Source organism: Pelomonas lactea (assembly GCF_043555885.1).
In the GTDB taxonomy this organism is placed as follows: domain Bacteria; phylum Pseudomonadota; class Gammaproteobacteria; order Burkholderiales; family Burkholderiaceae_C; genus Pelomonas; species Pelomonas lactea.
Window position 1 is genome coordinate 255057 of record NZ_JBIGHX010000007.1, and the last position, 20309, is coordinate 275365.

Annotated in this window: 20 protein-coding genes; 5 read left to right on the forward strand and 15 right to left on the reverse strand. The window is 69.7% G+C overall.

All coding sequences use genetic code 11. The features are described from left to right. Positions 1 to 69 precede the first annotated feature (69 nt). The 6 genes from ACG04Q_RS19355 to dusB form a co-directional block, all read right to left on the reverse strand. Positions 70 to 579: a hypothetical protein gene (locus ACG04Q_RS19355; RefSeq protein ID WP_394512916.1), complete on the reverse strand. Its 510-nt coding sequence runs from the start codon at positions 577 to 579 to the stop codon at positions 70 to 72. Continuing rightward, entirely contained in the window at positions 579 to 1988 is a 1410-nt protein-coding gene (locus ACG04Q_RS19360; RefSeq protein WP_394512917.1) for a coniferyl aldehyde dehydrogenase, read from the reverse strand. Before ACG04Q_RS19360 ends, ACG04Q_RS19355 begins: the two co-directional genes overlap by 1 nt. A gap of 106 nt (positions 1989 to 2094) precedes the next feature. Beyond that, a complete protein-coding gene (locus ACG04Q_RS19365; RefSeq protein ID WP_394512918.1) occupies positions 2095 to 2565 on the reverse strand; it encodes a hypothetical protein in 471 nt (156 codons plus the stop codon). 6 nt (positions 2566 to 2571) lie between these two features. After that, positions 2572 to 4149, reverse strand: coding sequence for a bifunctional phosphoribosylaminoimidazolecarboxamide formyltransferase/IMP cyclohydrolase (gene purH / locus ACG04Q_RS19370; RefSeq protein WP_394512919.1), 1578 nt, complete (start codon positions 4147 to 4149; stop codon positions 2572 to 2574). 7 nt (positions 4150 to 4156) lie between these two features. Continuing rightward, entirely contained in the window at positions 4157 to 4408 is a 252-nt protein-coding gene (locus ACG04Q_RS19375) for a helix-turn-helix domain-containing protein (RefSeq protein ID WP_394512920.1), read from the reverse strand. 14 nt (positions 4409 to 4422) lie between these two features. After that, entirely contained in the window at positions 4423 to 5478 is a 1056-nt protein-coding gene (gene dusB / locus ACG04Q_RS19380) for a tRNA dihydrouridine synthase DusB (protein ID WP_394512922.1), read from the reverse strand. A gap of 68 nt (positions 5479 to 5546) precedes the next feature. Here dusB and ACG04Q_RS19385 point away from each other — a divergent pair, with 68 nt between their 5' ends. Together ACG04Q_RS19385 and ACG04Q_RS19390 are read left to right on the forward strand one after the other, a co-directional pair. Next, the gene (locus ACG04Q_RS19385; protein WP_394512923.1) at positions 5547 to 6053 is read left to right on the forward strand and encodes a YqaA family protein; all 507 of its coding nucleotides are present in this window, start codon (positions 5547 to 5549) and stop codon (positions 6051 to 6053) included. Continuing rightward, positions 6050 to 7534 (forward strand): carboxypeptidase M32, encoded by a 1485-nt coding sequence (locus ACG04Q_RS19390; protein ID WP_394512924.1) that lies wholly within the window; start codon positions 6050 to 6052, stop codon positions 7532 to 7534. Before ACG04Q_RS19385 ends, ACG04Q_RS19390 begins: the two co-directional genes overlap by 4 nt. A 251-nt stretch (positions 7535 to 7785) precedes the next feature. Here the strand turns inward: ACG04Q_RS19390 and ACG04Q_RS19395 are convergent, their stop codons facing one another. The 4 genes from ACG04Q_RS19395 to ACG04Q_RS19410 form a co-directional block, all read right to left on the reverse strand. Next, positions 7786 to 7971 (reverse strand): hypothetical protein, encoded by a 186-nt coding sequence (locus tag ACG04Q_RS19395; RefSeq protein WP_394512925.1) that lies wholly within the window; start codon positions 7969 to 7971, stop codon positions 7786 to 7788. Positions 7972 to 7974: 3 nt separating this feature from the next. After that, positions 7975 to 8910 (reverse strand): UDP-3-O-acyl-N-acetylglucosamine deacetylase, encoded by a 936-nt coding sequence (gene lpxC, locus ACG04Q_RS19400; protein ID WP_394512926.1) that lies wholly within the window; start codon positions 8908 to 8910, stop codon positions 7975 to 7977. Positions 8911 to 9011: 101 nt separating this feature from the next. Next, complete coding sequence (locus ACG04Q_RS19405; RefSeq protein ID WP_394512928.1) at positions 9012 to 10982, reverse strand: sensor histidine kinase; 1971 nt, start codon at positions 10980 to 10982, stop codon at positions 9012 to 9014. 91 nt (positions 10983 to 11073) lie between these two features. Then, the gene (locus ACG04Q_RS19410; RefSeq protein WP_394512929.1) at positions 11074 to 11634 is read right to left on the reverse strand and encodes a TetR/AcrR family transcriptional regulator; all 561 of its coding nucleotides are present in this window, start codon (positions 11632 to 11634) and stop codon (positions 11074 to 11076) included. A gap of 113 nt (positions 11635 to 11747) precedes the next feature. Between ACG04Q_RS19410 and ACG04Q_RS19415 the strand changes: the two genes are divergently transcribed. From ACG04Q_RS19415 to ACG04Q_RS19425, 3 genes are read left to right on the forward strand one after another with little or no spacing between them, the layout of a single operon-like run. Then, on the forward strand, positions 11748 to 12440 hold the full coding sequence (locus ACG04Q_RS19415) for an SDR family oxidoreductase (RefSeq protein WP_394512930.1): 693 nt from the start codon (positions 11748 to 11750) through the stop codon (positions 12438 to 12440). 18 nt (positions 12441 to 12458) lie between these two features. After that, positions 12459 to 13280 carry an alpha/beta fold hydrolase gene (locus tag ACG04Q_RS19420; protein WP_394512931.1) on the forward strand — a complete coding sequence of 274 codons (822 nt, stop codon included), beginning with the start codon at positions 12459 to 12461 and terminating at the stop codon, positions 13278 to 13280. After that, positions 13277 to 14461 (forward strand): Bcr/CflA family efflux MFS transporter, encoded by a 1185-nt coding sequence (locus tag ACG04Q_RS19425; protein WP_394512932.1) that lies wholly within the window; start codon positions 13277 to 13279, stop codon positions 14459 to 14461. The genes ACG04Q_RS19420 and ACG04Q_RS19425 overlap by 4 nt, the downstream gene beginning before the upstream one ends. 54 nt (positions 14462 to 14515) lie before the next feature. Here ACG04Q_RS19425 and ftsZ read toward each other — a convergent pair whose 3' ends face one another. From ftsZ to murC, 5 genes are all read right to left on the reverse strand, one after another. Then, positions 14516 to 15763, reverse strand: coding sequence for a cell division protein FtsZ (ftsZ, locus tag ACG04Q_RS19430; protein ID WP_394512933.1), 1248 nt, complete (start codon positions 15761 to 15763; stop codon positions 14516 to 14518). Between the two features lie 95 nt (positions 15764 to 15858). Beyond that, positions 15859 to 17088, reverse strand: a complete 1230-nt coding sequence (gene ftsA, locus ACG04Q_RS19435; protein WP_394512934.1) for a cell division protein FtsA — start codon at positions 17086 to 17088, stop codon at positions 15859 to 15861. 8 nt (positions 17089 to 17096) lie between these two features. Further along, positions 17097 to 17924, reverse strand: coding sequence for a cell division protein FtsQ/DivIB (locus tag ACG04Q_RS19440; protein ID WP_394512936.1), 828 nt, complete (start codon positions 17922 to 17924; stop codon positions 17097 to 17099). 7 nt (positions 17925 to 17931) lie between these two features. Beyond that, positions 17932 to 18903, reverse strand: a complete 972-nt coding sequence (locus tag ACG04Q_RS19445) for a D-alanine--D-alanine ligase (protein ID WP_394512937.1) — start codon at positions 18901 to 18903, stop codon at positions 17932 to 17934. Beyond that, positions 18900 to 20288: a UDP-N-acetylmuramate--L-alanine ligase gene (murC, locus tag ACG04Q_RS19450; RefSeq protein ID WP_394512938.1), complete on the reverse strand. Its 1389-nt coding sequence runs from the start codon at positions 20286 to 20288 to the stop codon at positions 18900 to 18902. The genes ACG04Q_RS19445 and murC overlap by 4 nt, the downstream gene beginning before the upstream one ends. Between the last annotated feature and the right edge of the window lie 21 nt (positions 20289 to 20309).

Sequence of the window (20309 nt, forward strand, 5' to 3'; positions counted from 1 at the left end):
GCACCCTTCGGCCTGCGGCCTGTCCCGCCAGGCGGGAGCGAGCTTGCTTGGAGCGGTCCGGCGCGGCGCTCATGGGATTTGCACCGGGCCGGGGTAGCCCACGCTGCGCCAGTTGTCCGGCGAGTTGAAGAAGGCGACCACGTTCAGGTCGCGCAGCGCGTGATAGATCTGCTGCCTGGTGTTGGACGTGGAGACGCGCATGGCGTTGAGCGCCTCGTGGACTTCATAGACGGTGGCCTCCGCCCAGGGGCGGGACAGTCCCACCAGCGCAAAGCGGCCCGCGGCCGTGGCCAGCAGGCCCAGCGCGTCGGACAGCTCCTTGCGCGTGGGCGCGGGCAGGCTGGCGATGAAGGCGTCCAGCCGGTCCAGCTGCAGCGCCAGCGCCGCGTCGCGCGCGGCGCCAGGCGGCGGCAGCAGGTCGTACAGCACGGCCTGCGCGGCGGCGCGCATCACGTCGCGCGCACCGGGGCCCAGCTTGCCGTCCACCAGGCCCGGCTTGATGAGCGCCACGCCCGCCCCGGCCACGCCGATGACGACGGCGGCGCCCACGCCCAACTTCAGGAATCCGCGGCGCTGCATCACACGATCTTCTTCAACAGGCCGAGCAGGCGCTCGAAGGTGGGGCCGTACGGCGGCTGGAACAGCTTGGTGCCGGCGAAGCGCGACTGGATGAACAGCGGCTTCTCCTTGCTGAAGGTGCGGAAGCCCCACTCGCCGTGGTACGAGCCCATGCCGCTGGCGCCGACGCCACCGAAAGGCTGGTCTTCCTGGCCCAGGTGCCACAGGCAGTCGTTGACGGTCACGCCGCCGGCATGGGTCTGGGCCATCACGTGGTCGCGCGCGGCACTGTCCTGGCCGAACCAGTACAGCGCCAGCGGCCGGTCGCCGGCGTTGATGTGGGCCAACGCGTCGTCCACCTTGTCGTAGCCGACGACGGGCAGCAGCGGGCCGAAGATCTCTTCCTGCATGACGGTGGCGTCCGCCGGCACGTCCAGCAGCAGCGCCGGCACGAGGCGGCGGTCGTCAGGCTGCTCGTCATGCGTGCGCAGCACGCGCGCGCCGCGCTGGGCCGCGTCAGCGATCAGGCCTTGCAGCCGCGCGTGGTGGCGCGGCGTGGCGATGCTGGTGTAGTCGGCATTGCCGGCAATGCGCGGGTACATGCGGCGCATCTCGGCCAGGATCTGCTGGGCGAGCGGCTCCACCAGCTCGCGCGGCACCAGCAGGTAGTCCGGCGCCACGCAGGTCTGGCCGGCGTTGAAGAGCTTGCCGAAGGCCAGCCGCGACGCGGTCAGCGCCAGGTCGCAGCTGCGGTCGACGATGGCGGGCGACTTGCCGCCCAGCTCCAGCGTCACGGGCGTCAGGTTCTTCGCCGCGGCCTGGGCGACATGGCGGCCCACGGCGGTGGAGCCGGTGAAGAACAGATGGTCGAACGGCAGCTGCGTGAAGGCCTTGCCGACCTCGGCGTCGCCGGTGATGACGAGCATCTCCTCGGGCTTGAAGTGCTCGGCGACGAGGCGCGCCATCAGCTCGGACGTGGCCGGCGTCAGCTCCGACGGCTTGATCAGCACGCGGTTGCCGGCCGCCAGCGCGGCGACGGCGGGCTCCATGGCCAGGTAGTACGGATAGTTCCAGGGCGCGACGACGCCGACGACGCCCAGCGGCTGGCGCATCAGCACGTTGCGGCCGGGCAGGAAGTGCAGCGGCGTGGCCACGCGGCGCGGCTTCATCCACGCGCGCAGGTGCTTGAGCGCGTGGCGCGCGCCGGCCTCGACGGTGAAGATGTCGGCCAGCAGCGACTCCTGGCGCGCACGGTGCCCGAAGTCCTGCGCCATCGCGGCGGCCAGCGCTTCGCCGTGCTGGCGCGTCATGTTGAGCAGCCGCTCCAGGCGGTCGCGGCGCACGGCGTAGGACGGCATGCGCTCGGCGTCGAACGCGCGGCGCTGCGCCGTCAGCGCCAGGTGCAGGCGTTCCTGCAGCGCGGTGTCCATGGGCTTGTCTCCGGTTCTGGATCGAATCCGGTGAGGCTAACCGCAAGTGGTGGGCGACCCAACAGGGGCGGCCCTGGACTAGAGGGCTGCGTCTAGAAGCTCAGCGTCAGCGGTTCTCGAAGCAGGCAAGACTGATAGCGCGCTGGATGCTGCGCTCCCCAAACATCGGGAACTCGCTCATCAGCCGAGCCTTGTTCCAGCCGTGGTGCTCTAGAGCCACCGCTCTCGCTTCGGCGCGCAGCCGCCGGGCTTCGGCAAGGAGGAGTTCCAACGCCGCAGGATCGGCAGACGGAAACACCTCCCGAAGCAGAACAAGCGGCTCCTGGCCGCCACTCCAGGGTTTGAAATTCGCCACGGCGAACGTGGCGTCAGGCAGGGACATCTGCGACGCCTCATGCCTGAGGTCTCGCAGTTCCTGAGGCGTCGTCGCCTGCCATGCTTTGTCCGAGTCGCCAAGAGCTGTGTTGGCTGGCATCACCGCGGCGCGCCGCCGCAGTATGTGCAAAACGCTGCGCATGAAACCGACCGCCAGCATCAAGCCAATCAGCGCAACAAAGAACGCCTCGGCACCTGACACGGCACGTCAGTGCCGGAAGTGCCGCACGCCAGTAAGCACCATCGCGATGCCGCGCTCGTTCGCGGCGGCGATGACCTCGTCGTCACGCATGGAGCCACCCGGCTGGATGACGCAGGTCGCGCCCGCATCGGCCAGCACGTCCAGGCCGTCGCGGAACGGGAAGAAGGCGTCGCTGGCGACGGCCGAACCCGCCAGCGTCAGGCCCGCGTGGCCGGCCTTGATGGAGGCGATGCGGGCCGAGTCCAGGCGGCTCATCTGGCCGGCGCCGACGCCCAGCGTCATGCCGCCGCCGCAGAAGACGATGGCGTTGCTCTTCACGTACTGGGCCACGGTCCACGCGAACATCAGGTCGTCCAGCTGCTGTTCGGTGGGCTTCAGCGTCGTGACGACCTTGAGGTCTTCACGCTTGAGGAAGTGGTTGTCGGCCGTCTGCACCAGCAGGCCCGAGCCGACGCGCTTGACGTCCTGCGCGTTGCGACCCTGGTCCCACGGGCGCGAGCCACCCGCCGGCAGCGCGATCTGCAGCAGGCGCACGTTGACCTTGCCCTTGAACACTTCCAGCGCCTCGGCGCTGAAGCTCGGGGCCATCAGCACTTCGACGAACTGCTTGACCACCAGCTGTGCCGCGGCGCCGTCCAGCTCGCGGTTGAAGGCGATGATGCCGCCGAAGGCGCTGGTCGGGTCGGTCTTGAAGGCCTTGCTGTAGGCCTCGGCCGGGTTAACGCCCACGGCCACGCCGCAGGGGTTGGCATGCTTGACGATGACGCAGGCCGGCGTGTCGAAGCTCTTCACGCATTCCCAGGCCGCATCGGCGTCGGCGATGTTGTTGTACGACAGCTCCTTGCCTTGCAGCTGCTTAGCCGTCACCAGCGAGCCGGGCGCGGGGAACAGGTCGCGGTAGAGCGCGGCGGTCTGGTGCGAGTTCTCGCCGTAGCGCAGGTCCTGCACCTTCACGAACGTCGAGTTCATCTGCGCGGGGTACTCAGCCTTTGCGCCGTCGTCCTGCAGGGCCGACAGGTAGTTGCTGATGGCGGCGTCGTACTGCGCGATGCGGTTGAACGCGGCCACGCTGCAGGCGAAGCGGGTCTTGTCGCTGGTCTTGCCGTGGGCCTTCAGCTCTTCGAGCACGGCGGCGTACTGGGCCGCGTCCGTCAGCACCGTCACGTCTTTCCAGTTCTTGGCCGCGCTGCGCACCATGGCCGGGCCGCCGATGTCGATGTTCTCGATGGCGTCTTCCAGCGTGCAGCCGGGCTTGGCGACGGTCGCCTCGAACGGGTAGAGGTTGACGGCCAGGATGTCGATGCGCGTGATGCCGTGCTTCTCCATCGCGGCCACGTGCTCGGCCGTGTCACCACGAGCCAGCAGCCCGCCGTGGATCTTGGGGTGCAGCGTCTTCACGCGGCCGTCCATCATTTCCGGGAAGCCGGTGTGCTCGGCCACTTCCGTGACGGGCAGGCCGGCGTCGGCCAGCAGCTTGGCGGTGCCGCCGGTGGACAGCAGCTTGGTGCCCAGAGCGTGCAGCGCCTTGGCGAATTCGAGGATGCCGGTCTTGTCGGAGACGGAGAGGAGTGCGGTGAGTGCCATGGTGGGGTCAGCCAAGGTTGTGATCAGTGAGTTTGCGGCGCAAGGTGTTGCGGTTGATGCCCAGCCATTGCGCGGCCTTGCTCTGGTTGCCGCCGGCTTCGCGCATGACGATCTCGAACAGCGGCTTCTCCACCAGCTTGATCAGCATCTCGTGCATCGAGTGCGGCTCCTGGCCGTCGAGGTCACGGAAGAAGGCTTCGAGGTTGTCGCGCACGCAGGCGTCGATGGGGTTGGGCGGGGTGTTCTTCTGGGCACTCATGCGAGTGGAATCTCTCAGGCGGCGGCGCAGGCCATGTCGTCGGCCTCGTCGTCATTGGCTGCAGGAACCGCTGCGGGTGGCAGGCGGTGGTGGGTCTGGCCGAGTTCGTCGAACCAGTCGCGGAGCGCCTGCAACTGCTCTTCGCAGCGCTCCAGGGTGTTCATGTGCTGACGGAAGGCTTCCCCGCCGGGCAGGCCGCGCACGGCCCAGCCGATGTGCTTGCGGGCGCTGCGCACGCCGCTGAGTTCGCCGTACAGGCCGTAGTGGTCGTGCAGGTGCTCGGTGAGCACGTCGCGCGCCTCGGTGACGGTGGGCGCGGGCAGGTGTTCACCCGTCGCCAGAAAATGCGACACCTCGCGAAAGATCCACGGCCGCCCCTGCGCGGCGCGGCCGATCATGACCGCATCAGCGCCGGTGTAGGCCAGCACGTCGCGGGCCTTTTCGGGCGAGTCGACATCGCCGTTGGCAACGACGGGAATGCCCAGTGCGGCCTTCACGGCAGCGATGGTGTCGTACTCGGCCAGGCCCTTGTAGCCCTGCTCGCGCGTGCGGCCGTGGATGGTCAGCATCGCGATGCCGGCGGCCTCGAACAGCGTCGCCAGGCGCAGCGCGTTGCGTTCGTCGGCGCTCCAGCCGGTGCGCATCTTCAGTGTGACGGGCACGCCACGCGGCGCGCACACGGCCACGACGGCCTCGACGATCTCCAGCGCCAGCGCCTCGTTGCGCATCAACGCCGAGCCGGCCCACTTGTTGCAGACCTTCTTGGCCGGGCAGCCCATGTTGATGTCGATGATCTGCGCGCCGCGGTCGATGTTGTAGCCCGCGGCCTCGGCCATCATGGCCGCGTCGGTGCCGGCGATCTGCACGGCGATGGGCCCGGGCTCGCCGGCGTGGTCGGCGCGGCGCGAGGTCTTCAGGCTGCCCCACAGCTCCTTGCGCGACGTGACCATCTCGCTGACCGCGTAGCCCGCACCGAGACGACGGCAGAGCTGGCGGAAGGGCCGGTCCGTCACCCCCGCCATCGGCGCCACGAAGAGCCGGTTGGGGAGGGAGTGGGGGCCGATTTGCACGAAGTCTGCTCAAAAAAGAGGCGAGATTGTAGCCATCCGGCCTTTCCGGTCGCGCTGACAATGCCGGCATGGAAGCCTGGCTCGCGCAATTCATCCACGACATGCTGGCGGCGCTGGCGCTGCCGCAGGTGGGGCTGATGGCGGTGTTCGTCATCACGTTCGTGTCGGCCACGCTGCTGCCGCTGGGGTCGGAGCCGGCGGTCTTCGTCGTCGTCAAGGCCGATCCGGCGATGTTCTGGCCCGTCATCGCGGTGGCCACCGTCGGCAACACGCTGGGCGGCGCGGTCAGTTGGTGGATGGGCTACGGCGCCGAGAAGGCCGTCGAGGCCGTGCGCCACCGCGAGCCACCCAACCCGCGCGCGCTGGCCTGGCTCAAGCGCTTCGGCCCCAGGGCCTGCGTGCTGAGCTGGCTGCCCATCGTCGGCGACCCGCTGTGCGCCGTGGCCGGCTGGCTTCGACTGCCGTTCTGGCCCTGCGTGGGCTGGATGGCGCTGGGCAAGGGCCTGCGCTTCCTCTGCTTCACGGCCGCCCTGCTGTGGCTGATTCCCGAATCCTGGATGTCATGGATGCAATGAACACACCCGCCTACCAAGACCTGGCCTCGCGCCAGCAGCGCCTGCACCGCCTGGCCCACCTGCAGTCCATCGCCCAATGGGACCAGGCCGCCAACATGCCCGCCAAGGGCAACGAGGCGCGCAGCCTGGCACTGGCCGAGATGGACGGCCTGCTGCACCAGCTGGCCACCGACCCCGCACTGCCCGGCCTGCTGGACGCCGCCGCCGCCGAGCCGCTGGATGACACGCAACGCGCCAACCTGCGCGAGATCCGCCGCGCCTGGCGTGCCGCCAACGCGCTGCCGCAGGCGTTGGTGGAGGCCAAGAGCCTGGCCAACAACCGCTGCGAGCACGCCTGGCGCACGCAGCGCCCGGCCAACGACTGGGCGGGCTTTGCGCCCAACCTGCGCGAGGTACTGAAGATCGCGCGCCAGGAGGCCGAGCTGCTGTCGCAGAGCGCGGGGCTGAGCAAGTACGACGCACTGCTGGACCTGTACGAACCCGGCATGCGCAGCGCGGACGTGGATCAGGCCTTCGCACCGCTGCGCCAGTGGCTGCCGGGGCTGATCCGCGACGTCACGGCGAAGCAGTCCAACGAGGCTGTCATCGAGCCCGTCGGCCCCTTCCCCACCGCGGCGCAGAAGGCGCTGGGGCTGGACGCGATGCGGCTGATGGACTTCGACTTCGACGCCGGCCGGCTGGACGAGAGCACACACCCGTTCTGCGGCGGCGTGCCCGAGGACGTGCGCATGACGACACGCTACCGCGAGGACAACTTCCTGCCCAGCCTGATGGGCACCATCCACGAGACCGGCCACGGCCGCTACGAGCAGGGTCTGCCGCGCGAACTGCTGGGCCAGCCCATTGCGCGTGCGCGCTCCATGGGCATCCACGAGAGCCAGAGCCTGAGCTTCGAGATGCAGCTCGGCAGCCACCCGGCCTTCGCGGGCCTGCTCGCGCCGCTGCTGGTGAAGCATTTCGGCGGCCAGCCCGCGTTCGAGCCCGGCAACCTGCACAAGCTGCTGACGCGCGTGCAGCCGGGCTTCATCCGCGTGGACGCCGACGAGGTGACCTACCCCGCCCACATCCTGCTGCGCTTCGACATCGAACGCGCCCTCATCGAGGGCGACGCCGAGGTGGACGACATCCCCACGCTGTGGGACGCGAAGATGGCCGAACTGCTGGGCCTGGACACGCGCGGCAATTTCAAGGACGGCGCGATGCAGGACGTGCACTGGCCGGCCGGCCTGTTCGGCTACTTCCCCTGCTACACGCTGGGCGCGATGTACGCGGCGCAATGGTTCGCGACGATGCGCGCGCAACAGCCCGACCTGGACGAGCGCATCGCGCGGGGCGAGCTGGGCGGCGTGTTCGACTGGCTGCGCACGCATGTGTGGCAGGCCGCCAGCCGCTGGGAGACGCCGGAACTCGTCAGGCGCGCCAGCGGTGAGGCACTGAACCCGGCGCACTTCGAAGCCCACCTGCGCTCCCGCTACGCCTGAGACAGCTTCGCGACAGCTAAAAAATAGGGCCGCTCAGCGGAGCGGCCCAAGTTCGGTTCGAACGATCTCTCTTCCATCCATCGCGCTTCCCCGGCCCCCCGGCCATCTCCGCGCGTGGCGCCCGGCGTATTGTTGTCTGCCAGGCTCGGCCGCCGCAACTCGTTCAGCGACCGTGACGCCATTCTGAGCACCTCGGCGCGCGACGGCATCCCCGCAAGCCCAGGGGTGGCCCGCCCGGCGTGTGAACGGCGTCACAGCATCAACGCGAGCCGCTCCAGGATCAGCACGGCGAAAAAGCCCAGGCCCGCCACCAGCGTCCACTTGACGATGACGACACCAAGCCGCCGCCAGCGCGGCTGGCCCGTGGCGATGGAGAGCGCGAAACAGACGATGGCCGCGAACAGCAGCAGGCCGATGACGAGGCGGGCGATGAGCATGGGTTACCAGGCTGGCGCCAGCTCCGCGAACCCCTTGGGCGCGTCCCGGTCATCCTCAAAGACGACCACTTCATAGGCCTCCTTGTCCGCCAGCAGCGCGCGCAGCAGCTTGTTGTTCAGCGCGTGGCCACCCTTGAACGACGTGTAGGCCGCCAGCAGCGGCATGCCGGCCACCTGCATGTCGCCGATGGCGTCCAGGATCTTGTGCTTCACGAACTCGTCGTCATAGCGCAGGCCATCGGCGTTCAGCACCTTGTAGTCGTCCACGACGATGGCGTTGTCCATCGAGCCGCCCAGCGTCAGGCCGCGTGAGCGCATCAGGTCGATGTCGGCCGTCATGCCGAAGGTCCGTGCGCGCGCGATGTCCTTCTTGTAGGCGCCTGAGCCCATGTCGAACACGTACTGGCTGCCGGTGGCCGCCACGGCCGGGTTGTCGAACTCGATCTCGAAGCTCAGCGTGTAGCCGTGGTACGGCGTCAGCCGGGCCCACATCAGCTTCTTGCCTTCGCCCTGGCGCACCTCGACAGGCTTCTTGACCTTCAGGAAGCGCTTGGCGCCGTCCTGCATCGCGATGCCGGCCGACTGCAGCAGGAACACGAAGCTGGCGGCCGAGCCGTCCAGCACGGGCACCTCGTCGGCGTTGATGTCGACGTAGAGGTTGTCCAGCCCCAGCCCGGCGCAGGCCGACAGCAGGTGCTCGATGGTCTGCACCTTCGGCGCACCGGGGTCGCCACCGGGGCTGATGGTGGTGGCCATGCGCGTGTCGCTGACCGAATGGACGCCGACCGGGATGTCCACCGGCGGGCACAGGTCCACGCGACGGAAGACGATGCCCGTGTCCATGGGCGCCGGGCGCAGCGTCAGCTCGACCTTCTGGCCGCTGTGGATGCCCACGCCGACGGCGCGCGTGATGGACTTCAGGGTGCGTTGCTTGACCATGTCAGTGGCGCCCGGCCGCCCGAAGGCACTGACGCGCCCCCGCGGGGGACAGTGAGCGAAGCGAGCGTGGAGGCTGGTTCATAACCCGGATTGTCCGGGAATCAGCCCGGGTTCTTGCGCTCCACGGGCAATCGCAGCGATAGCCTGGTGCCATGTCCTGGCGAGGAGTCGATGCGCAGCTTGCCGCCCAGGCGCTGGGCCCGCTTGATCTGGCTCTTCAGTCCCCGGCCGTGCTGGATGCTCTGCAGATCGAAGCCCGCACCGTCGTCCTCGACGCGGATCTCGATGTAGCTGCCATGGTGGCGCGTGACCATGCGCACGCGGCTGGCGCCGGCATGCTTGAGCACGTTGTTGAGCGCCTCCTGCATCAGCCGCAGCACGTGCAGCGCATCGGGCGGCTCCAGCCAGGCCAGCGGCGGCAGGTCCTGCACGTCCCAGTCGAGCTTGAGGCCGCCGGTCTGCAGCCGCTTGCCCAGGCGATAGCGCATCGTCGCCAGCAGGGACACGAGGTCGTGGCCCACGGGCTCCAACGAGTCGATGACCAGGCGCAGGTCGTCCACGCATTCGCGCAGCACCTCCACGCATTGCTCGTGCGACATGCTGCCCTGCTCCATCGCCACCAGCGCCGACAGCAGCGACGAGCCCAGGCCGTCATGCATGTCGGCCATGATGCGCTGGCGCTCCAGCAGCAGCGCCTGCTGGCGCTCGACCTCGCGCAGCTGCGCGTTCTGCGCCTGCAGCACCGAGACCTGCTCGTCCAGGTCTTCCTGCAGTTGGCTGTTCTCGGCCTGCACCTGCTCGACAGCGCCGACGTAGCGGCGCTGCACGGCGTGCAGGAAGCTGAGCATGACGGTCAGCGTCGCGAACGGCATCCAGAAGAAGTGCTCAGGCCAGGCCCAGCCGGCCAGCACCGCCAGGTCGTGGGCGCCGATGGCCACGCCGATGAGCAGTGCCAGCGCCATCACGCGCAGCTCGGTGCAGCGCTCGCGCCAGGCCAGCAGCGTCAGCCACAGCGTGCCGACGGCGGCGACCGCAGCCGTCACGCCGTACTGCAGCACCACCATGTCGATCTGCCGCAGCCACATCGGCATGCTGACGACACTGACGACGACCACCGCGGCGATGAGACCGCGCTCCAGCCAGCGCGCGCGCCGGCGCGCGAAGCGCAGCGCGAACAGCAACGCCGTCACCATGACCCAGGCCATGGACGCGTGCGTGGCCCACCAGAACCAGTCCTGCGCCACAGGCGACGCCGGCAGGCTGACGTAGTAATGCAGGTTGCGCACCATCCAGGCGGCCGCCGCGGCGGCGAACAGGCCGTAGATGGCCTCGTCGGGCCGGCGCAGCCACAGCGTCAGCGCGAACAGGCCCAGCACGGCCAGCGTCAGGCTGACGGCCTGCGGCAGGCCGGCCTGCATGCGCACGCGCCACTGCCAGCGCTTCTCCAGCACGTCGCGCGGGCCCACCCAGATGCGCGACACCGCATGGAAGCTGCCCGCCGGCACCGGCAGTGCCACCACCAGCTCCAGCCCCTCGGTGCCGGTGGCGTGCAGCGGCAGCCACAGCGGCTGCGCCCATTGCTCCCGCTCGGCGTGCTGGTTGTCCAGCAGCAGTCGCCAGCCGCCGCCGGGGTGGCGCGCCAGCACGGCGGCCGACAGCGTCACCAGCCGCGGCAGGTACAGCGCCTGCGGTTCGTCGACGCCAGCCGGCAGCTGCAGCCGGTACCAGCGCATCTCATAACCGCGCGCGTCGTTCACGACGGCCGCGCCGGGGCGGGCGCGCACATCGGGCATGGTCACCGGCCGCCAGGCCGTGGCGTCCTCGGGCGGCAACAGGTCGGCGGGCAGCGCGAGCTGGTCGCTCGCAGCCAGGGACTGGCGGCGCAGCGCGCTCCACCAGGCGTCCAGCTGGTCGCGCCGCCACGCCGTGGTGGCGAGCTCGGCGGGCGCGGCGTCGTCGCCAGCATGCCGGGGCGTGGGCTGAGGCAGCCGCTGGGCCTGCGCCAGCGCGCAGGTGCCGAGCAGCAGCAGGAGCATCAGCCAGCGGCGCAGCAGCGGCCCCACCTCAGGCATGCCTGCAAAGTCTTCTAGGCGTCAACATGGGGCGCGAGCATGCCACAGGGGGTTCCGCCGCACGCGCCGCCCGCCCCCGGCGGGTGACCGTTCAGCCGCCGGCCGGCAGCTGGCTGCGCGCGGCCTCGCGCAGCTCGCGCGACAGCGCGCCGTCGCCCACGGCACGCGACAGCAGCAGCGCCCCCACCAGCGTGGACAGCATGGCCAGCGCCTGCTCGCGCCGGCCACCCTCATCAGCCGCCGGCATCTGGCCCTGCAGCGTTGCCACCAGGCTCTCGACGCCCTCTGCGAACACGCCCTTCACCGCCGCTCCGCCGCGCGCGGCATCGCCGGCCAACGCCGCCAGGCCGCAGCCGGCGCCGGGGTGGTCGCGATGGGCGTCGGACAGGTAGGTCTTCACCCAGGCCGGCAGGCTGCGCTCGGTCTGCTGCTTCCACTGCGTGCGGTTGGCCTGCAGCGCGCGTTGCGTGGCCTGGGCAGCGAGGTCGTCCTTGGACTCGAAGTGGCCGTAGAAGCCGCCGCGCGTCAGGCCGGCGGCCTGCATCAGGTCGTTCAGGCCGATGCCGTCGAAGCCGCGTTCGCGGAACAGCTGCGCGGCGTTGTCGAGGATGCGTTCACGGTTTTCTTCGGCCTGGGCGCGGGTGACCTTCATCGCAGCCTCCTTGCGGGGTCTTTCGGTTTGCGGTTGACACATTTTATATGTTGGACGACATTTATCTCAATCATGTCAATCGACATGAATAAGCCGATCAAGAAGGAATCGCCATGCAGCTCAAGAACGCCATCGTCTTCATCACCGGTGCCAACCGCGGCCTGGGCCGCGCCTTCGCCGAGGCGGCGCTGGCCGCCGGTGCCGCCAAGGTGTACGCCGCCGCGCGCGACCCGGCCACCATCACGCTGCCCGGCGTCGTGCCCGTCGCGCTGGACGTGACCGACTCCGGCCAGGTCGCCGCCGCGGCCGCACGGTGCAGCGACGTGACGCTGCTCATCAACAACGCGGGCGTGTCCCAAGCCTCGGGCGTGCTGGCCGCCGACGCCATCGCCACGGCACGCCATCACTTCGAAACCAACGTGTTCGGCGTCTGGGCGCTGACGCAGGCCTTCGCGCCGGTGCTGCAGGCCAACGGAGGCGGTGCGGTGCTGAACGTGCTGTCGGTGCTGAGCTGGCTGACGCTGCCGGGCCTGGCGCCGTACAGCGCCAGCAAGTCCGCTGCCTGGGCGCTGAGCAACGGCCTGCGCGCCGAGTTGAAGGCCCAGGGCACGCAGGTCACCAGCCTGCACGTGGGCTACATGGACACCGACATGACGCGCGGCCTGGACGCGCCCAAGTCCGCGCCGGCCGACGTGGCGCGCCTGGCACTCCAGGGCGTCGAAGCCGGCGCCATCGAGGTGCTGGCCGACGACATCAGCCGCCAGGTCAAGCAAAGCCTGTCCGGCGCCGCACCGGCCTACGCCTGACTCTCTTCGGAGGCGCCCATGACCCCGCCCACCGCCTTGGGCCCGCCGCAAGACGCCCATGCCGACGGCCACCTCGCCGCCGCACGCCATGCCTTCTCGACCCCCGAGCGCATCGCGCCGACGGCCGATGAGCGCGCCGCGCTGGCCGCCGCCGAGCAGGCGCCGCTGCGCCATGAAGGCCACAAGCTTGCGCGCTGGACGCTGGGCAGCGGGCCGCGAGTCGTGCTCGTGCACGGATGGAACAGCCGCGGCTCGCACCTGCTGGGTTTCGCGCAGCCCCTGGTGGCTGCCGGCTTCTCGGTGACGCTGTTCGACCTGCCCGGCCACGGCGACTCCGGCGGCCACGCGGCCAGCGTCGTGCACGCGGGCCGGGCGCTGCGTGCCGTGGTGGCGGACCTCGGCGAGGTGCACGGCGTCATCGGTCACTCGATGGGCTCGGCGGCAGCGCTGCTGGCCTTTGCACACGGGCTGGCGGTGCGGCGCAGCGTGCACCTGGCGGGGCCATCGTCGCTGACGCCCATGGTCAAGGGGCTGGCCCGCGCACAGGGCCTGGGGCCGGCCGACGCGGCCGCGTTCGCCGGCTGGGTGGAGCGCTTCATCGGCACGCCCATCGCGAGTGTCGACCTGGAACGACTGCAGCACGGCCTGCGCCACCCCGGCCTCATCGTGCACGACCCCGAGGACCGCACCGTGCCGTTCGCCGCGTCCGAAGCGCTGCACGCGGCCTGGACGGGCTCGCGCTTGGAGCCCGTGTCGGGCCTGGGCCACCGACGGCTGCTCACCGATGCCGGCGTCATTGCGCGCAGCGTGGCCTTCGTCGCCGAAGGGCTGCGCCCATGAGCGCCGTGCCGCGCCCCTGGCTGCTGACGCTGGCCGCGCTGTCGGCGATGGGCACGCTGTCCACCAACATCCTGCTGCCGTCGCTGCCGGTCATTGCACGGTCGCTGGCCGTCGACGAGGCACGGCTGACGGCGGCGGCGCTGGGCATGTTCCTGGCGGCGTTCGCGCTGGCACAGCTGGTCGTCGGGCCGTTGGCGGACCGCCTCGGCCGCCGGCCGGTCGTGCTGGGCGGGCTGGCCGTGTTCGTCGCGGGAAGCATCCTCGGTGCGCTGGCGCCGACGCTGCCGGCGCTGCTCGCGGGCCGCGTGCTGCAGGCCGTGGGCGTGGCCGCGGCGTCGGTGCTGGCGCGCGCCGCCGCGCGGGACCGGTTCGAAGGCCCTCAGCTCGCCGCGCTGCTGGGCCGCATCATGGTCGTCATGGCCGCCGCGCCGGGCTTCTCGCCGCTGCTGGGCGGGCTGGTGCAGGCCGCGTGGGGCTGGCGCGCGCTGTTCGGCGTGCTGGTGGTCACGGGCGTGGCGCTGGCGCTGGCTTACGCGCGCATCGTTGGCGAGACGCTGCCGGTCGAGCGCCGCCGCCGCCAGCCCGTGGCCGCACTGGCGCGCGGCTACCTGACGCTGCTGAGCGACGCCCGCTTCATGCGGCCCGCGCTGGCCACGGCGGCCATCCTCGGTGCGCTGTTCGCGTTCTTCGGCACCACACCGCTGGTACTGGCCGGCGACTTCGGCTTCTCGGCGCTGCAGGTGGGCCTGTTCTTTGCCGCGACGGTGTTCATCGTCTTCGCGGCCGGCAGCACGGCGCCGCGCTGGACAGCCCGCTGGGGTGCGCCCGCCGTGCTGCGGCTGGGCGCCGCGATGGCCGTTGCCGGCGGGCTGGCCATGCTCGCGAGCCCTGGGACCGGCCTGCCCGGCTTCGCCGTGGCGGGCTGCGTGTTCCTGTTCGGCATGGGCCTGGTGTCGCCCACCGGCACGGCGCTGGCGCTGACGCCGTTCGCGTCGCAGGCCGGGCAAGCCTCGGCGCTGCTGGGCTTTGTGCAGATGGCAGCAGCGGCGCTGTTGACGACGGTGGCCGCGACGCTGCCGATGGCCCGCATGGATGCGCTGGCCGCCGTGCTCGCCGGCGGCGGCGTGCTGGCCCTGCTCTCGGGCTGGGGCAGACCCACAGCCGTCGTTAGCGCCTCCTGAAAGCAAAAAAGGGCGGGCCCGTCGGCCCGCCCTTGCTGGTTCCAGCTCGTGATCTCAGTCGGCCTGCTTGCGCAGGAAGGCCGGGATCTCGATCTCGTCCATGCCGTTGGAGGACAGCGCCTCCACCTTGGCGGCGGCGCTGCCCGAACGGCCGTGGCGCCACACGCTGGGCACGTTGGCATTCGCAAAGTCGCCCAGGCCCAGGCCGACGTTGGCCTGCGCCGCCGTCGGCGTGGCGGCCTGCATCGCGACGGCCTGCGTCAGCACCGGCATGGCCATGCCGTCGGTGCCGTTGCGCACGACCTGCTGGGTCTGCACGACCTGCAGCGGCGCCTGCTGGCGCGCGCGGCCGGCGGTCAGGCCCGTGGCGATGACGGTCACGCGCAGCGCGTCGCCCAGGCTTTCGTCGTAGGCGGTGCCGTAGATGATGTGGGCGTCGTCGGACGCGTAACGCTTGATGGCGTTCATCGCGTTCTTGGACTCGCTGAGCTTGAAGTTGCTGCGGCCGGCAGCGATCAGCACCAGCACGCCACGCGCGCCGGACAGGTCGATGCCTTCCAGCAGCGGGCAGGCGACGGCGGCTTCAGCGGCCTTGGCGGCACGGTCAGGGCCGGTAGCTTGCGCCGTACCCATCATGGCCTTGCCGGGTTCGCTCATCACCGTCTTGACGTCCTCGAAGTCGACGTTGACCAGGCCAGGGATGTGGATGATGTCGGAAATGCCGCCAACGGCGTTCTTCAGCACGTCATTGGCGTGCGCGAAGGCCTGATCCTGCGTGACGTCGTCGCCCAGCACGTCCAGCAGCTTGTCGTTCAGCACGACGATCAGCGAGTCGACATTGGCTTCCAGCTCGGCCAGGCCGGCGTCGGCGGCCTTCAGGCGGCGGCCGCCTTCGAATTCGAACGGCTTGGTGACGACGCCCACCGTCAGGATGCCCATTTCCTTGGCGATGCGCGCAATCACCGGTGCCGCGCCCGTGCCGGTACCGCCGCCCATGCCGGCGGTGATGAACAGCATATTGGCGCCGGCGATGGATTCGCGAATGCGGGATTCGGCTTCCTCGGCCGCCGACTTGCCCATTTCGGGTTTGGCGCCGGCGCCCAGGCCGGTGGAGCCGAGTTGCAGCAATTGGTCGGCCTTGGAGCGGTTCAATGCCTGTGCATCGGTATTGGCGCAGATGAATTCGACGCCCTGGACGCCCTGGGCGATCATGTGGTCCACGGCGTTGCCGCCGCCGCCACCAACCCCGATCACCTTGATTTGGGTGCCTTGGTCAAACTCTTCGATCATCTCGATGGGCATATGAAACCTCCTAACTGGTGCAATTGTGCCGTGGCACAGAATGAATGACTAGTTGCTGAAACAACTTTTTCGTGGCAGACCGTGGTTTTGGGGGGTCAAAAATTCCCCATGAACCAATCCTTGATGCGGCCGAGCAGGGTTTGCACCGAGCCCGCCTGCTGTGCCGCCTTGAAACCTCGGCTGCGCGACAGCCGGGCCTCCTCCAACAACCCCATGACCGTCGCCGACCGCGGGTTGGCGACCATGTCGTAAAGCGCCCCCGAATACGTGGGCAGGCCACGCCGGACAGGTTTCAGAAAAATATCCTCGGCCAGTTCCACCATGCCGGGCATGACCGCCGAGCCGCCGGTCAGCACAATCCCGGATGACAGCAATTCCTCATACCCGCTCTCGCGGATGACCTGGTGCACGAGTGAAAAGATTTCCTCGACGCGCGGCTCGATGACGCCGGCCAGCGCCTGCTTGGACAGCATGCGCGGGCTGCGGTCCCCCAGGCCGGGCACCTCGACCTGGTCGGACGGGTCGGCCAGCAGCTGCTTGGCGACGCCATATTCGACCTTGATTTCCTCGGCGTCCTTGGTCGGCGTGCGCAGCGCCATCGCGATATCGGACGTGATCAGGTCGCCGGCAATCGGAATGACCGCGGTATGGCGGATGGAACCGCCCGTGAATATCGCGACATCGGTGGTGCCGGCGCCGATATCCACCAGCGCCACGCCCAGGTCGCGCTCGTCCGCGGTCAGCGCGGCATGGCTGGAGGCGCTCGGGTTCAAAACCAGCTGGTCGACCTCCAAACCGCAGCGGCGCACGCACTTGACGATGTTTTCGGCGGCACTTTGGGCGCCGGTCACGATATGGACCTTGACCTCCAGCCGGCCACCGCTCATGCCGATGGGTTCCTTGACCTCATGGCCGTCGATGACGAATTCCTGCGGTTCGACCAGCAGCAAGCGCTGATCGTTGGGAATATTGATGGCCTTGGCGGTTTCGACGACGCGGGTCACGTCGACGGGCGTGACCTCCTTGTCGCGCACGATGACCATGCCGGTGGAGTTCTGGCCGCGGATATGGCTGCCGGTGATCCCCGTATAAACCCGGGAGATTTTGCAGTCGGCCATCATTTCGGCCTCTTTCAAGGCCTGCTGGATGGACTGCACCGTCGCGTCGATATTGACGACGACGCCGCGCTTCAAGCCGTGCGAAGGTGCCACCCCCAGGCCGGCGATGCGCAATTCACCGCCCGGCAGCACCTCGGCCACCACGGCCATGATCTTCGCGGTTCCGATATCCAGCCCGACGACCAAATCCTTGTATTCCTTGGCCATGTGCGTCCTCAACGTTTTCTATTTACGGGTTTCCCCGGAGTCTGGGTCGTCACGCCGCGCAGCCTGACCGCGTAGCCGTCGGCGTGGCGCAGGTCGGCGGACAGCAGCGGGCTGCGGTAGGTCGCCGTGACCTGCGTGATGGAATGGGCGAAGCGGCCGAAGCGCTCGACGACCTCGGCTTCGCTGCCGCGCCCCAGTTCGATGACGGCGCCGGTACCCAGCGTGGCGCGCCAGGAGCCGCGGCCGGACAGGTCCAGGCGCTCGATGCCCTCGCCCAGCTTCTCGGCCGCCGGCGACAGTGCCCGCCACATCTGCAGCATGGCGCCGGCCGCGTGGGCGGGACCTGCCAGCACGGGCAGGTTTTCGTCCTCGACGTCGCCGAGGTTGGCCTGGAAGACTTCGCCGAAGCTGTTGACCAGCGCGCGCTCGGCCGTGGCCTCGGTGGCGGCGTCGGCGCCGTCGGTGCGCGCCTCCCAGTAGGCGGCCGCGCGGTGCTCTTCCAGGCTGACCTTGAGACGCATGGGCCACACGCGCTGCAACTGGGCATGCCTGACCCAGGGCACGGCCTCGAACGCGGCCCGGCCTGCGGCCAGGTTCATGCTGAGAAACGAGCCGTGCAGACGCGGCAGCGCATTGGCGCGCAGCGACGCGACGCTGTTGCGCGTGACATCGCCCTCCACCTGGATGGCGCGGAAGTTGAACACTGGCAGGCGCACCACCCAACGCACCGCCGTCCACGCCGCCGTACCCAGCAGGGCAGCGACGAGCAGCGCCGACACCGCGTTCATCAAGCGAACGTCGGGCGGCAATGCGGCGGTGGCGAGGGCGGAGTTCAAGCGCGCTTCACTTCCTGTCGAGCCGGGCCTGGGACAGCAGCCACAGGCACAGCTGCGGATAGGCGATGCCCACCGCCTGCGCCGCCTTGGGCACCAGCGAGTGCGACGTCATGCCCGGGCTGGTGTTCATCTCCAGCAGGAAGGGCTTCATGTCGGCCTTGCGCAGCATCAGGTCGGCACGGCCCCAGCCGCGGCAGCCCAGCAGCCGGTAGGCCTTCAGCACCAGTTGCTGGATCTCGGCTTCGAGCGCCGCGGGCAGCGTGCCGAACAGATACTTGGTGTCGTTGGACACGTACTTGTTCTCGTAGCTGTAGTCGCCGCCCTCGGCGCGGATCTCGACGACCGGCAGTGCCACGGCCGACTCGCCCTGGCCCAGCACGGCGCAGGTGACCTCGGGGCCTTCGATGCATTGCTCAAACAGCAACTCGTCGTCGAAGCCCAGCGCCAGGTCGACGGCGCCCTGCATGTCGGAGTAGCCCATGGCCTTCGTGATGCCGATGCTGCTGCCCTCGTGCGGCGGCTTGACGACGACGGGCAGGCCCAGTTCGTCGGGGATCTGGCGGATGCGCTCACGCGTCAGCTCCGCGCGGGCGAGCGCCACGTACTGCGGCGACGGCAGGCCTTCGGTACCCCAGACACGCTTGGTCATGGTCTTGTCCATCGCGACGCCGGAGGCGGTCACGCCGGAGCCGGTGTACGGGATGCCCAGCCACTCCAGCGCGCCTTGCAGCGTGCCGTCTTCACCGCCGCGACCATGCAGCGCGATGAAGGCGCGATCGAAGCCTTCGTCCTGCAGCGCCTGCAAGGGGCGCTCGGCGGGGTCGAAGGCATGGGCGTCGACGCCGACGGACCGCAGCGCCGCTATGACGCCGTTGCCGCTCATCAGCGACACGGGCCGCTCGGCGCTCGTGCCGCCGAACAGCACGGCCACCTTGCCCAGGGCCCGGGCATCGATGTTCAGGTCGATAGGAGCGGTCATGCGGCGTCTCCCTTGAAATGGGCGGCCACCCCGCGCGGCAGCGCGCTCATGGAACCGGCACCCATGCCGATGACGACATCGCCATCGCGCGTCAGCGTCGCGAGTGCGGCGGGCATGTCGGCCACCGTCGCAACGAAGTGGGGCGTGCCGACGGCCTGCGCGAGCGCGCTGCCGGTGGCGCCATCGATCGGCGCCTCGCCAGCCGAATAGACCTCGGTCAGCAGCACCACATCGGCACGTTTCATCACGTGGACGAAGTCGGCGAAGCAGTCCCGCGTGCGCGTGTAGCGGTGCGGCTGGAAGGCCAGCACCAGGCGACGGCCGGGGTAGGCCCCCCGCGCGGCGGCCAGCACGGCGGCCATCTCGACCGGGTGGTGGCCGTAGTCGTCGATCAGCGTGAAGCGGCCACCGTCGGCGGCGGGCCATTCGCCGTGCTTCTCGAAGCGGCGGCCCACGCCGGAGAAGCCGGCCAGCGCTTTCTGGATGGAGACGTCGTCACAGCCCAGTTCCATCGCAATGGCGATGGCAGCCAGCGCATTGCGCACGTTGTGCTCGCCGGCCAGGTTCAGCAGCACGTCCAGGTCGGCGGCGTCCTCGCGCTGGCAGGTGAAGCGCATCTGCGCGCCGGCGAGTGCCTGCACGTTGACGGCCCGCACGCTGGCGCCTTCGTTCAATCCGTAGCTGACGACCGGACGCTCGATGCGCCCCAGGATGGCCTGCACGCCGGCATCGTCGGCGCAGACCACGGCCGCGCCGTAGAACGGCATGCGGTGCAGGAACTCGATGAAGGCCGCGTGCAGCTTCTCGACCGAGTGCCCGTAGGTGTCCATGTGGTCTTCGTCGATGTTCGTGACGACCGACAGCACCGGGCTCAGCTTCAGGAAGGAGGCGTCGCTCTCGTCCGCCTCGACGACGATGAACTCGCCGCGGCCCAGGCGCGAGTTCGCGCCGGCGGCATTGAGCTTGCCGCCGATGACGAAGGTCGGGTCCAGCCCGGCTTCGACGAGGATGGCCGTGACCAGCGAGGTCGTCGTCGTCTTGCCGTGCGTGCCGGCGATGGCGATGCCGCGGCGCAGCCGCATCAGCTCGGCCAGCATCACGGCGCGCGGCACGACGGGCGTGTGGCGTGCACGGGCGGCGACGACCTCGGGGTTGTCCGCCGCCACGGCCGTGCTGGTCACCAGCGCCTGCGCGTCGCCGATGTGCGGCGCCGCATGGCCGATTTCCACGCGCAGACCCAGCGAGCGCAGCCGCTCGGTCGTCGCGCTCTCGGCCGCGTCCGACCCGCTGACCGTGAAGCCCAGGTTGTGCAGGATCTCGGCGATGCCGCTCATGCCGGCGCCGCCGATGCCCACGAAATGCAGTCGTTGAACCGCGTGCTTCATGTCAGCCCCTCGTCCGACGAG